The organism is Halomonas sp. 3A7M, from assembly GCF_014897875.1.
Taxonomy (GTDB): domain Bacteria; phylum Pseudomonadota; class Gammaproteobacteria; order Pseudomonadales; family Halomonadaceae; genus Vreelandella.
In genome coordinates this window covers 1-13078 of the sequence record NZ_JABUZD010000169.1, presented here as the reverse complement: position 1 = coordinate 13078, position 13078 = coordinate 1, and the positions used below count along the sequence as shown (strand labels likewise).

14 protein-coding genes are annotated in these 13078 nt (G+C 53.8%); 5 read left to right on the top strand and 9 right to left on the bottom strand.

Annotation, left to right across the window (positions count from 1 at the left end; all coding sequences use genetic code 11):
• Window positions 1–6 precede the first annotated feature (6 nt).
• From INT19_RS16690 to INT19_RS16660, 7 genes are all read right to left on the bottom strand, one after another.
• On the bottom strand, window positions 7–792 hold the full coding sequence (locus tag INT19_RS16690; protein WP_193061570.1) for an L-iditol 2-dehydrogenase: 786 nt from the start codon (window positions 790–792) through the stop codon (window positions 7–9).
• Window positions 776–1474, bottom strand: coding sequence for an HAD family hydrolase (locus INT19_RS16685; RefSeq protein ID WP_193061569.1), 699 nt, complete (start codon window positions 1472–1474; stop codon window positions 776–778). The genes INT19_RS16690 and INT19_RS16685 overlap by 17 nt, the downstream gene beginning before the upstream one ends.
• The gene (locus INT19_RS16680; RefSeq protein WP_193061568.1) at window positions 1471–2628 is read right to left on the bottom strand and encodes an ABC transporter ATP-binding protein; all 1158 of its coding nucleotides are present in this window, start codon (window positions 2626–2628) and stop codon (window positions 1471–1473) included. Before INT19_RS16680 ends, INT19_RS16685 begins: the two co-directional genes overlap by 4 nt.
• An 11-nt stretch (window positions 2629–2639) precedes the next feature.
• Window positions 2640–3494, bottom strand: a complete 855-nt coding sequence (locus INT19_RS16675) for a carbohydrate ABC transporter permease (protein ID WP_089038790.1) — start codon at window positions 3492–3494, stop codon at window positions 2640–2642.
• Window positions 3495–3526: 32 nt separating this feature from the next.
• Entirely contained in the window at window positions 3527–4417 is an 891-nt protein-coding gene (locus tag INT19_RS16670) for a carbohydrate ABC transporter permease (RefSeq protein WP_193061567.1), read from the bottom strand.
• Between the two features lie 78 nt (window positions 4418–4495).
• Window positions 4496–5818, bottom strand: coding sequence for an ABC transporter substrate-binding protein (locus tag INT19_RS16665; RefSeq protein WP_193061566.1), 1323 nt, complete (start codon window positions 5816–5818; stop codon window positions 4496–4498).
• A gap of 260 nt (window positions 5819–6078) precedes the next feature.
• Window positions 6079–7035 (bottom strand): sugar-binding transcriptional regulator, encoded by a 957-nt coding sequence (locus INT19_RS16660; protein ID WP_089038793.1) that lies wholly within the window; start codon window positions 7033–7035, stop codon window positions 6079–6081.
• Window positions 7036–7130: 95 nt separating this feature from the next.
• On the opposite strand from INT19_RS16660, the gene INT19_RS16655 reads away from it, so the two are divergent.
• Window positions 7131–7442: an NGG1p interacting factor NIF3 gene (locus INT19_RS16655; protein WP_089038794.1), complete on the top strand. Its 312-nt coding sequence runs from the start codon at window positions 7131–7133 to the stop codon at window positions 7440–7442.
• Between the two features lie 60 nt (window positions 7443–7502).
• Here INT19_RS16655 and INT19_RS16650 read toward each other — a convergent pair whose 3' ends face one another.
• Window positions 7503–8060, bottom strand: a complete 558-nt coding sequence (locus INT19_RS16650) for an NUDIX hydrolase (RefSeq protein ID WP_193061565.1) — start codon at window positions 8058–8060, stop codon at window positions 7503–7505.
• A gap of 93 nt (window positions 8061–8153) precedes the next feature.
• On the opposite strand from INT19_RS16650, the gene INT19_RS16645 reads away from it, so the two are divergent.
• The 4 genes from INT19_RS16645 to INT19_RS16630 are packed head-to-tail and all read left to right on the top strand — an operon-like array spanning window position 8154 to window position 11739.
• On the top strand, window positions 8154–8813 hold the full coding sequence (locus tag INT19_RS16645) for a CoA pyrophosphatase (protein WP_193061564.1): 660 nt from the start codon (window positions 8154–8156) through the stop codon (window positions 8811–8813).
• The gene (locus tag INT19_RS16640) at window positions 8810–9499 is read left to right on the top strand and encodes a 2OG-Fe(II) oxygenase (protein ID WP_193061563.1); all 690 of its coding nucleotides are present in this window, start codon (window positions 8810–8812) and stop codon (window positions 9497–9499) included. Before INT19_RS16645 ends, INT19_RS16640 begins: the two co-directional genes overlap by 4 nt.
• Window positions 9500–9505: 6 nt before the next feature.
• A complete protein-coding gene (locus INT19_RS16635) occupies window positions 9506–11038 on the top strand; it encodes an ATP-binding protein (protein WP_193061562.1) in 1533 nt (510 codons plus the stop codon).
• On the top strand, window positions 11035–11739 hold the full coding sequence (locus INT19_RS16630; protein ID WP_226924686.1) for a response regulator transcription factor: 705 nt from the start codon (window positions 11035–11037) through the stop codon (window positions 11737–11739). The genes INT19_RS16635 and INT19_RS16630 overlap by 4 nt, the downstream gene beginning before the upstream one ends.
• On the opposite strand, the gene INT19_RS16625 is transcribed toward INT19_RS16630, so the two are convergent.
• Window positions 11732–12697 (bottom strand): L,D-transpeptidase family protein, encoded by a 966-nt coding sequence (locus tag INT19_RS16625; RefSeq protein WP_193061561.1) that lies wholly within the window; start codon window positions 12695–12697, stop codon window positions 11732–11734. The two genes, INT19_RS16630 and INT19_RS16625, sit on opposite strands and share 8 nt — an antisense overlap.
• Window positions 12698–13078: the final 381 nt, after the last annotated feature.

The window sequence follows — 13078 nt, the reverse complement described above, 5'->3', positions numbered from 1 at the left end:
GGCGTCTCAACTCATCCAGTTGCCACCATCGACGTTGAGCGTCTGGGCAACGATGTAGTCACTATCCTGACTAGCAAGAAACACGGCGGCCCCCGTGTGGTCTTCCGGCAATCCCATACGCCCAAAGGGCACAGACTCGCCAACCAAACGCTTTTTCTCGCCCAGCGGGCGGTTCTCATAGCGTGCAAACAGTGCATCGACTTCTTCCCACATCGGCGTATCCACTACCCCCGGTGCAATGCCGTTCACGTTAATACGGTGCTTGATCAAATCCAGCCCACAGGACTGGGTCAGGCTAATCACAGCGGCTTTACTCGCACAGTAAACGCTGACGAGTGGCTCGCCCCGTCGGCCTGCCTGAGACGACATATTAATAATTTTGCCCCCTTGGCCTTGTGCCACCATGGCGCGAGCCACGATCTGCAGGGTAAAAAACAGCCCCTTGGCATTCACCGCAAACTGCTTGTCAAAGCTGGCCTCTGTCACCTCGAGCACCGGTGCCATATCAAACACCGCGGCGTTATTGACTAAAATATCGATCCCACCAAATCGCTCGGTAACGCGCTCCACCATGGCGTTGATAGAGGCTTGATCGCACACGTTCAGCACGACACCCATCACGCGCTCGGCACCAGCGTCTTGTTGCAGCGTGGCGAGCGCATCGTCAATGGCGTTGGCATCGATGTCGGCCACAATGACCTTCGCCCCTTCGGCGAGGTAGCGCTGAGCAATGGCTAAACCGATACCACGGGCACCGCCAGTAATGACGGCGCGTTTATTGAGCAGTTTCATTGTTATCTTGTCCTTGCAAATGGGATTGCCACTCGTCTACTAAAGCGTGAAGTCCGCGCATATGGGGCAAAATTCGCCAAGCGCCCGCCGCCAGTAGCCGTGAAGACTGCTGTTCATCTATATGACTTGCCCCTACAAAACCAATCACTCGCATGCCTGCAGCATAAGCAGCGGTCACTCCTGCCACGCTATCTTCTACCACCAGGCAGCGGCTGGGTGGGCAGCCAAGAGAACTGGCCGCTAAGTGATAAATAGCGGGGTCCGGCTTGGGGTTTTCGACCTGCTCGGCGGTGAAAATCGGCACATCGCCTAGCGCGCCGTTCAGTTGGGTAGTAACGAGCGATGCCAGCACTCGGCAACGGCGGCTGTTCGAGACCACAGCCTTGGGTAAGTCGATCCCGCTGATGGCTGCATGCGCCCCCGCAATGGCGGTTAATTCCCTCGCCAAGCGCGCCTCTATGGCGCTATCGATCAGTTCAGCGGCATGGGGCGGCAACAAGTGGCGACTTAGCTGTTCCAGGTGCTCGAGGATATTGGCCGTCGTCATGCCCAGGGCTTGGCTGAGCAACGTCGGGATATCCAGATCCGGTAGCCACTGCCCAAGGTGGGTTTCAAGAGTCTCTTCAGCGAGTGCTTCGCTATCCACCAGAACGCCGTCACAATCAAAAATCAGCGCTTTCATACCTGCTCCCCCGGAGAGGCAGATTCCGTAGCCGCGCGATTATCTTGGCGGGTCAGCCCCGCTAACGGGTGCTGCTGCAAGCTAGGTAGGGCTAGCCCGTCTGCGTCAAACAGATGGGCGCGCTCGGGGGCAAAACCAAAACGCACGCTATCGTTGACCCGGTAGGCCACATCGCCATCAGCCATAATAGTGATCAACTCATCGTCCATTTGAACGTAGAGCGAGGTTTGACCGCCGAGGCGCTCAAGCACTTTGATCTGCCCACTCAGCGGCCCCTGTTCATCAAGGACCAAGTGTTCTGGGCGAACACCCAGCTCAAGAGTGGCGTTAGCATCCAAGTGTGCACCATCGACCGGCACGCTGCGCTCACCGCCGCCGGGCAGACGAATCGCTACGCCTTCAGGCGTTACGCCGGTCAACGTCACCAGTAGAAAGTTCATTTTCGGTGAGCCAATAAAGCCCGCCACAAAGCGATTGCGCGGATGGTGGTAGAGCGCCATTGGCGAGCCCACCTGCTCCACCACGCCATCGTGTAGCACAACGATTTTATCGGCCATGGTCATGGCTTCTATCTGATCGTGGGTGACGTAAATCATCGTGGCATCTAGTTCTTCATGCAGCCGTGCCAGCTCAATACGCATCTGCACCCGCAGCGCCGCATCCAAATTGGAGAGCGGTTCGTCAAACAAGAAGATGCTGGGATTACGCACAATCGCCCGGCCAATCGCCACCCGCTGGCGCTGTCCACCGGAGAGCGCTTTAGGCTTACGATCTAACAGCGGCTCCAGCTGCAGAATTTTGGCCGCCTCCAGCACTTTGGCGCGGCGCTCCTCTTTGGGTACCCCAGCGAGGCGCATGCTGAAGCCCATGTTGCCCTCAACCGTCATGTGCGGGTATAGCGCATAACTCTGGAATACCATGGCCAAGCCGCGGTCGGCGGGGCCCACATCGTTTATTCGCTTACCATCGATCAGAATGTCGCCGTCGCTTGCACTCTCCAAGCCCGCGATCATGCGCATCAGCGTAGATTTGCCACAGCCCGAAGGGCCAACAAACACCACGAACTCGCGGTCGTTCACCTCGAGATCAATGCCTTTGATGACCTTGGTGTCGCCAAACTGTTTGATAATGTTCTTCAGTTGTAAGGTTGCCATGGGGAACTCCTTTACTTGACGGCGCCAAAGGTCAGGCCGCGCACCATTTGTTTTTGGGTCATCCAGCCGAGGATCAGGATGGGGGCGATTGCCATGGTGGAAGCCGCTGAAAGCTTGGCCCAGAATAGCCCTTCAGGGCTTGAGAACGAGGCAATATACGCGGTCAGCGGTGCCGCTTTCGACGAGGTTAAGTTGAGACTCCAGAACGCTTCGTTCCAGCTCAAAATCACTGAGAGCAGCCCAGTAGAGGCGATGCCCGGCAACGTTAGCGGCAGCAGCAGGAAAAACACCTCCTGCAGAGTGGACGCGCCGTCCATCCTGCCGGCTTCCAGAATGTCTTTGGGCATATCCTTGAAGAAGGTGTAGAGCATCCACACCACAATGGGCAGGTTCATCAGGGTATAAATAATGATTAGCCCGGTACGGGTATCCAACAGCCCCACATCGCGGAAAATCAAATAGATAGGCACCAAGACACCGACAGGTGGCAGCATTTTGGTAGACAGCATCCAAAGCAGCGTGCCCTTGGTTCGCTTAGTGGGCAAAAAGGCCATGGCATACGCCGATGGAATGGCAATCAGCAGTGCTAAAAAGGTCGAGCCAAATGCCACGACGACGCTATTTAGCGCAAAACGCGCATAGCCCGAGCGTGCTTGAACGGCTTGATAGCTCTCAAGGGTGGGGGAAAAGATAAAGCTTGGATCTGCAATCGCTGCCGTTTCGGTTTTAAACCCGGTCAGCACCATCCACAGGATGGGAAAAAAGATAATCAGAGCAATCGACCAGCCCACTAGGGTTAAGACCAGTTGCCTGATGGGCAACGAGCGAGCGTTAGCTGGCGCGACGCTATTACGATGAAGTGTCATTGAAATGCTCCCAAGACGCCCTGTCACCGGGGTTAGTCTTCTAAGTTCTTAGCGACCATACGGACAAGGAAAATCGCGACGATATTGGCGAGAATGATGGCGATCACCCCACCCGCTGAGGCCAAGCCCACATCGAAATCCAGCAGCGCTTGGATATAGATCAAATAGGCTAAGTTAGTGGTCGCGAGTCCCGGCCCGCCGGAGGTGGTGACAAAAATCTCGGCAAAAATCGTCAGCAAGAAGATCATTTCAATCATGATCACTACGCTAATGGCACGCTTTAGGTGCGGCAGCGTAATGAAGAAGAAAATCGCCAGTGGACCAGCCCCATCCATACGCGCTGCTTCCACTTGGTCTTCATCCAGTGACTGCATGGCGGTGAGCAGGATCAATAGTGCAAACGGCAGCCACTGCCACGACACAATAATGATGATGGAGGTCAGCGGTAGCGATGAGAACCAGTCCAATGCTGGCAGCCCTAGCGACTGCGCCAGCCACGCTAATACCCCATTAGAGGGATGCATCATCATGTTTTTCCATACCAGCGCGCTCACCGTTGGCATGACAAAGAAGGGAGAAATCGCCAGCACGCGGGCGATGCCACGCCCGGTAAACTCTTGCTGGAACAGCACCGCGAGCAGCGTGCCGCCCACCACCGTAACTACCAGTACCGACCCTACCAGCAACAGGGTGGTGCCCATCGCCGACCACAAGGCAGGGTCAGTCAGCAAGTATTCATAGTTTTCCAGCCCGGCGAAGCCGGTCATCCCGGGCATGAGTAAGTTATAGCGCTGAAAAGAGAACCAGATCGTCATGCCCAGGGGCACGATCATCCAGAGCAGCAGCAGCGATACCGCGGGCGCTTGAAGCGAAAGCGTTCTTAGCCCGCCGACCGTTCGGCCGGAAGCACGTGTTCTATTCATGGAAATACCTGCAAGAAAACAGACCTGCTAGAACCACTGAAATACGACTGCCCATGACTGGGCAGACGCAAGAGTGCATTAACGTTCGATGTAGCCAGCCCGCTGCATGGTGCGCTCGGTGGCTCGCTGAGCGCTATCAAGCGCCTGAGTTACTGAGGTGTCACCGGTCAGGGCGGCGGCAATCGTTTGGCCCACTTGTGTTCCAATCGACTGGAACTCTGGAATACCAACAAACTGAACGCCGATATAGGGGGTTGGCTCTAGGCTGGAGTCGGTAGGATCAGCTTCCTGTATGGCGTTAAGCACAAAATCGGCAAATGGCGCGGCATCAACGTACTGCTCGTTGGCATAGGTCGACTCACGAGTCCCCGGCGGTACGCTGGTCCAGCCGTTCGTTTCACCAACAAGCTCGATGTACTCCTGTGAAGTCGCCCAGGTAATGAATTCCTGTGCTGCTTCTTTGTGCTCAGAGGAAGCGGGAATCGCCAACGCCCAGGACCACAGCCAATGAGAGCCTTTAGGGGTTTCGGCGATGGGTGCTGGCGCAAAACCTAGCGTACCTGCCACGTCCGACTCGTTTTCATCGTAGAGCTTGCCTGCTGCCGAGGTGGCATCAACCCACATGGCGCAGTTCCCACGAGAAAAGAGCGCTAGGTTTTCGTTGAAGCCGTTGGAGCTGGCTCCGGGCGGACCGTAGTTGCTTAGCAGGTCAACATAGAACGCAATCGCATTGTTCCAGGCCTCGGAGTTAAGCTCCGGGTTCCACTGCTCATCAAACCAGCGGCCACCAAAGGTGTTCACCAGCGTCGAGACAAAGGCCATGTTTTCGCCCCACCCCGGCTTACCGCGCAAGCAAATACCTGCCAGGTTCTCTTCGCTACCGTGTAGCTGCTCGGCCCAGTCGCGCACCTGTTCCCAGGTGGGCTGCGCTGGCATCTCGATACCAGCCTGCTCAAACAGGTCGGTGCGGTAATACATCATGGAGCTTTCCGCATAGAACGGCAGGGCGTGCAGCGTGCCATTTAGGCTTAGGCCATCGCGTACCGATGCCAGCAAATCATCTTCATTGTAGTCATCGGGCAAGTTTTCCAGCGGTTCAAGCCAGCCACGCTCTGCCCAGATGGGCACTTCATAAGTACCGATAGTCATCACATCGAACTGCCCACCACCGGTGGCAATATCCGTGGTCATACGCTGACGCAGCACATTCTCCTCAAGCACGACCCAGTCCAGAGTGATGTCTGGGTGCGCTTGCTCAAAGGCATCGGTCAGGCTCTGCATGATGACCATGTCGTTATTGTTTACCGTGGCAACGGTGATTTCTGTTTGAGCGTGGGCTTGGCCAGCTACCGCAATAGCGGCCGCTAGGGTCGTGACAGGTAAATGACGTGCGAGACGCATACAGCTTTCCTCTTGGCAAATATTGGCATTGTTTTTATCGGCACAGCGATTACTGGAATTGTCGTTATTAGGGCTCTGGTTATTAAGGACTGTGGTTACTGGCAATGTCGCTATTGTCACCGCAGCCAAACTGATCAAATTGATCAAATTGATCAACTGTCGATCAAATGATCGTACGAAAGCCAAAAAAAAGCAAAGCCTACCCTTTTAGACTTTATGCTAATCCATTCAGCTATTTGCATGTTGCACTGCGCTATAAATCATTGAGCAATAGTGTTAACGATTTGTCTCGCCGCAATTTCATCCGTTATCAATCCCTTTAACCAGCCTCCTCGCAATGCTGCCCGTATGGCGGGCGCTTTATCGTGCCCACCCGCTATTGCCACCATAAGATGCTTACCGAACCGCTCTAGAGGCAAACTGGTCACTCGCCGTGTTATTGAGCAATCAATCACTTCTCCCTGGTCGTTAAGCGGCCAGCCCAGCAACTCACCTACTGCTTTAAGGCTTAATAGCTCATCTAGCTCACTTTCGCTGATGAAGTGGTCTTGAAACAGCGTGGCTTGCCGGTCAATTCTGCCGACTCCAATAAAGGCAGCTTCAGATTCTCTCGCCACATCGGCAATCGCCTTAAACAGGCGCTGTGTCAGCATGGCCTCTTTCTCGACTAACGACTCCGCTACCACGGGTGCAGGTAGTAAAAAGCGCTCGCCACCCGTTTTATCCGCCAGCAGCATGACCGCGTCGTAGCGGTTAGCCGAACCATCCCTGGCAACATTCCCTACCAGAGAAACAAAGCGATGTTGGGGCCGCTCAATACGGCTAAGAGCCTCTACCGCAGCCCGAACCGAGCGCCCAGTCCCCAAAGACAGCGTTAATGGATCGCTGCGCTCCACCAAACGAGCCATCCGTTCAGCACCTGCAACAGCTAAATAATACGCAGCACTTTCAGGAGCCTGGCTATCGGCGGGCACAACATCGCAATATGCCAAGCCGAAATGATCGCGAAGCACGCTGCCTAATGTCATACAGGTAGAAATAGGATGGTCAATATGGACCTTCACCAACCCTTCTTGCCTTGCGAGCGCTAACAGGCGCTGGACACCGGGTCGAGAAACCCCTAATTGGTTGGCAATTTCATCCTGAGTCATACCGCCGACATAAGACATCCAAGCAGCTCTGGCCGCCTGATCAAGCTTCACCTCAAACTTATCCATTGACACACTCACTGCCCTATAATTTGAAATATTGTCGCACAACGCCTTCACTAGGGCTCTTGCGCCATGGTTTATTAATAAGGATAAAGATGACTATGTACAAGCTTGCTTTTTTTGTTCCCGTTGAAGATGCCGAGAGTGTTAAAGAAGCGGTCTTTGAAACAGGCGCTGGCCGACTTGGTGATTATGAGGCCTGCTGTTTTCAAACCCGCGGTACCGGCCAGTTCCGCCCACTAGAGGGCGCGCACCCTCATATTGGACACGTAGGGTCACTGGAAACTGTCGAAGAAGTGAAGGTTGAACTTGTTTGCCGCGATGAGTATATACGGGCAGCGATTGCGGCATTGAAGTTAGCCCACCCCTATGAAGAGGTGGCCTATGATGTTTGGCAATTGGCCGACCTGTAATTCAGCAATACAAGGCTTTAATAGATCACCTTGCTAGCCACGCCTAAACAGCAATATAACTTAGGCACTGCCAAAATATCGCTCCCTATCTTCAGGGGTAATTGAGCTGATATGCAGCGGGTAGTGGGCATTTTTACTGTCTTCATAAAAGTGCTGTAACGTGCGCTCAATCGTTGGAAAAGCAAGCTCGTCCCAAGGAATTTCATGCTCTTCGAACAGCGCAACTTCCAAGCTTTCAGGGCCTGCGCTAAAGCCACCGAGAAGCTCTGCACGAAAAATCATATACACTTGATTGATATGAGGCAGGTCAATAAGCGTGTATAACCCCTCCAGCTTGACCTCTGCAACGGCCTCCTCCCAGGTCTCGCGTGCGGCGGCCTGCTGAGTGGTTTCGGCGTTTTCCATATAGCCCGCGGGGAGTGTCCAATACCCTTTACGCGGAGAAATCGCCCGTTTACACAGCAATATTTTATCGTCAATCACCGGCAGCGTCCCCGCCACAATACGCGGGTTCTGGTAATGAATAGTGCCACAGGCATCGCATAAATAGCGCGAACGGTCATCGCCTTCAGGAACAGCAAAACGGACTTTTTCACCACACTGACTACAAAAATTCATCGCGTTTCTCTACGGCTGATGGGGCAAGGCTTTAACGTACTTGACGTCAATAACCGCTGCTGGGTAAAAGAGAACAAAGTAAATGGAAGCCCTATGTTAGAGAAACTGCGCAAACAACTGCAACAGCACTCCCCCCAACGGCTAGACCACGTTGTAATGCCCGAGGCTGCCGTGCTAATGCCTATTGTTGAGCGTCCATCGCCCACACTGCTGTTTACACGGCGAGCGAGCCATCTCAGCACTCACAGTGGCCAAGTCGCGTTTCCCGGCGGCAAACGCGAGGCCTGCGATGTCGACCTCTATGCTACGGCTCTTCGCGAGGCACAAGAAGAGATTGCGCTAGCGCCTTCCCTTGTACAACCCTTGGGAAGGTTATCAGACGTTATTTCGCTACATGGCATCCGAGTCACGCCATGGGTCGGCATTATTCCGCCAGATTTACCGTTAGTAGCAGATCCCTCAGAATTAGACACCATTTTTGAAGTGCCACTCAGCCACTTTCTAGACGACAAGCGCACCCACACCGATGTAATAACGGTAGATGGCGTTGCTCACTACGTACCTAGCTACCATGTCGACGGCCACGTGATCTGGGGGCTTTCTGCCATGATGCTGGTAGAACTACTGGCGGAAGGGTTTGGCATGCCAATTGACCTTTACCAGCGCCCACCAGGGGCGTTACGTCACTATCCTGAGAGAAGCAGCCGCCTACCAAAAGCAGCTCGCATGCCGACTAAGAGAACCATGAAATGATTGCCTCTGCAGCGCCAAACTCGTTACCCAATGGCAATAGCCCTCCAGCGATCAACCCTATCGCCCATATTGCCCTGGTTGATGCGCTTGTTGAGCAAGGCTGGTACGTGGGTAACAACGTGATAGACCTTGATCTTTGCCAAGCGCTGCACCGAGAGCTGCACCATATGGCCGAACACGATGTGCTTGATGAGGCTGGCATTGGCCGCGGCAAAGAACATCATCTTCGCAAAGATATTCGCGGCGATGCCATTCACTGGTTGGATAGAGAAAGCGCAGCCCAGCGTCGCTATCTTGACGCCATGGCAGAACTCCAGCTATCTCTCAATCAAGCGCTTTTCCTGGGGTTGTTTGAGTATGAGGCCCACTTTGCCCACTACCCACCAGGCGCATTTTATCAACGCCACTTAGACAGTTTTCGAGGGCGAGCTAACCGGGTTATTTCAACCGTCGGTTACTTAAATCCTCAGTGGCCCTTAGATGGCGGCGGAGAGATGGTCATTTATCACCCCGACACCCCTTCTCTGGAAGTCGCCCGCGTAGTGCCTGAAGCAGGTACGTTTGCCTGCTTTTTATCCGAAACCATTCCCCACGAGGTGCTGCCAACCCAGCATCCGCGTGCCAGCATTGCTGGCTGGTTTAGGCGTAACGCCTCGCTGGATGGCGTGCTCGACCCGGCGCGTTGAAACACTATGGACACCAGTAACGAAGCCACATTAAGCGCCAGAATCAAAGCCCTAGAAGCGCAAAATGCAGTGCTGGAAGAAGAGAAGCGTCATTATCAGTGGCTGGCAGAAAGTACCACTGACTTGATATCTCGCCATGCCCGCGACGGTACTTTTTTATATGCTTCCCAGGCGGCGCGAGACTTACTAGGGTACGAACCGGAAGAGCTGATTGGCGTATCGGCCTATCAGCTGTTTCATCCTGCTGATCTAAGTGATCTGTTGAACAAATCACCTCGGGTCTACTATCACGACGGTTTTTATCAGCAAACGTATCGCTTTCGGGCTAAGGCAGGTCACTACATCTGGTTTGAAACCACCAGCCGAACCCGCCGAGATGCCGCCACAGGCGAGCTAATTGATATTTTATGCGTCTCTCGGGACGTGAGCCGCCGAGTCCATGCCGAAGCCACAAGAGAGCGTTTAGCACAGGTGGTCGAATCCACTACCGACTACGTACTTTTTTTAGGGCCTAATCAGTATATTTTTAGTGCCAACGAAGCGGCACGGCGCTGTTTTTCACTCCCACGAGATGCCATGCAAGTTGCCCTGTCAGCGCTTTACCCTAGTGACTCGTTGGCACTACTGGAGCAGGTCGTCTTTCCGGCGGTGGAACGCTATGGCTCCTGGAGCGGCGAGCTGGAAATGCTCAGCACAAACGGCTCGGTTCCTGTGCTCAGCGTCGTGCTTACCCACCGCAGCCGCGGGGTAGAACCTGGGCACTTTGCCTTAATTAATCGCGATATTAGCGTGCGTAAAGCTGCCGAAGCCCAGGCACGCCGGCACCAAGAACAAATTGCCCATGCCAACCGGTTAGCCGCCGCCGGAGAGCTTGCGTCTAATATTGCCCATGAACTCAATCAGCCCCTTGGTGCCATCGCCAACTACACCAGTGGCGCCCTTTTGAAAACGACGCATACGCCTAACTTACCCGCCAGCGAACTACAGTTGCCACTGGCCCGTATTGATGAGCAGGTACAGCGTCTTGCCCAACGACTCCGCCATATGCGCAGCTTTGTGCGTAAACGCAGCCACTGTGTCAGGCCCCTAGTACTTGAACACGTCATTGCCGCCGCCTTTCAACTGTGCGACTGGCAGTATAAGCAGGCCTCCGTTCAGCTTATTCAGCAATTACCCCACGGGCTGCCACGTATTTATGCGGACCCTATTGCCCTTGAGCAAGTAATCGTTAACCTATTGCTCAACGCGCTAACCGCGAGCCGTGACTTCCCTGATGCCGATCAGGTCATCGTTGCCGCGCAAAAAAGCGGCAATCGACAGCTGACCCTTAGCGTTGAAGACCAGGGTCCAGGTGTAGCGCCAGACCATCAAGACACCATTTTTGATGCCTTTTTCACCACCCGCGATGAAGGATTGGGAATGGGTTTGGCAATTAGCCGTTCGCTAATCGAGAGCATGGGCGGGGCGCTGACTCTGCGCCCCCAGCAAAACGCGAAAGGCGCATGCTTTGACATCACACTTCGCACAGAAACAGTATGATTGCGCAATCAGTGCATCAACAGGGGCCAGTAATGACCAGCAGTGTTGAACGACAGTCTACCGCCACCATTGCGGTTGTTGATGATGATCAAGCATTGCGTGAATCGCTGGTTTGGCTGCTTGAGTCCGTCGGATTAACCGCTCAAGCGTTTCATGACGGCGAACAATTCTTAGCGAGTCAGCACGATAAACTGGGCGCACTGCTGCTTGATGTTCGCATGCCAGGCATGAGTGGACTGCAAGTGCAGCAGCAGCTGGTTGACCAAGGCGCTACCCTGCCGGTCATTATGATGACAGGGCATGGCGATGTCCCCATGGCAGTGGCTGCACTAAAGAACGGCGCATTTGATTTTATTGAAAAGCCGTTTAACCACCAGCAGCTGATTGACAGCGTGCAACAGGCGTTGGGCAGCGCTCACCAACAGCAGCGCGCTCAGCAGCAGTTGGCAATGCTGCGAACACGTTACCAATCGCTACGCCCGAAAGAGCAGCGCATTGTGATTCATGTAGCAGAAGGAATGACCAGTCGTGAAATTGCCGAGCACATGGAGATTAGCGGTAAAACCGTCGAGGTCTATCGGTTAAGAGCCATGAAGGCCATGCACGCTGCAAATTTGGCAGAGCTGGTGCGGCAAGCGGTGGCGCTGGAGCTCGTTTCCTCGCTCAGCGCCCCCCCTATTGATAGCGAACGGCCTAGCTAAGTGGCACAACCTGGCCATTGGCTTTTTCCAGCACATTACGCACCTGCTCGTAATCAATGCCGTGCTCATCACCCTCGTGAGCCTCAATTAGGCTAACCACCTCTAACAGCGTTTCCATTCCAAAACTCTGTTCATCCGTGGGCGTAAAAGCTTGAACATAGGCATTTTCGTTACTCCCCCAGCCCACCTTAACGGGGCTGTCGATAATGTTTACCTGCGTGCCGACTGGAATACGCCAAAATACCGATTCAATATCTTCTGGGTGCATCCGAATACAGCCACGGCTAGCGCGCATGCCAACACCGTCAGGCTGATTAGTGCCATGAATTAAGTAGCCAGGGATATCCAGCAAAATAGCGTATTGCCCTAATGGATTATCTTCACCAGGAGGAACAACCGCGGGCGCAGGATCACCGCGTTCAGCAGCTTCTTGGCGAATAGATTCGGGTGGATACCATGCCGGATTCTCAAGACGCATGGTGGTCTTAGTAATGCCCAGCGGCGTATTGAACGCATCGCGACCAATTCCAATAGGATACGTCTCTACCCGCGGTGCCTTGCCCTCTTCTACCTCTGGGTAATAGTAAAGCCTAAGCTCAGCAACATTAATCACAATACCCGTACGCGGCTCGTCTGGCAGAATATATTGGCCGGGTATTGTCACCTCAGTACCTTCGCCTGGTATCCAAATACTGGTATCCGGGTTGGCCATGCGAATCTCTTCGTAACCCACATTATGCTCGCGAGCGATGTCGAGCAGGGTATCCTCTTTTTTCGCCGTAACGGTATACACCTCGCCCACCATATTCCCTTCATCAGGGAGCAAAAAGTGGCCTTGGGGTAATTCACTTTCACTGGCAACGGCACTGGATGCAAACAACCAAGCTCCCAAAGCGACACTGCTAGCCCACAATTTTTTAACCTGTCGAAGCGTTTGATACCGTGCGGCAACTGTCATGGGGTCTCCTTTATTATATAGCCCCAAGGCGCTACCTGCTGTTAAGCAAGCCACTGTGGGGCAATTTGCGTACGAATATGAACAAGCGGTCTGAATGGGTCAATTCGACAGACTGTCGCAGCAATCTCAACGACCAACGTGGGTGAGACGTTTCATTGAGAGTGATTTTAACGTTTATTAATAAATCTAACACGCCCTGGTTTGACGCTGATGTCCATTTAATTTGATCTTAACTATGCGTGCTTCATTAGCATTGCTAGACAGTGCATAGCATCTATCTTTCATAAACGCCTTTTCATAAATGCCTAAAGCGGCTATTGCGTACCCAGAAAAAATCATATCGAGTAGGGTGAGGCGTTACCGCCTCATCCCTCTCACAGA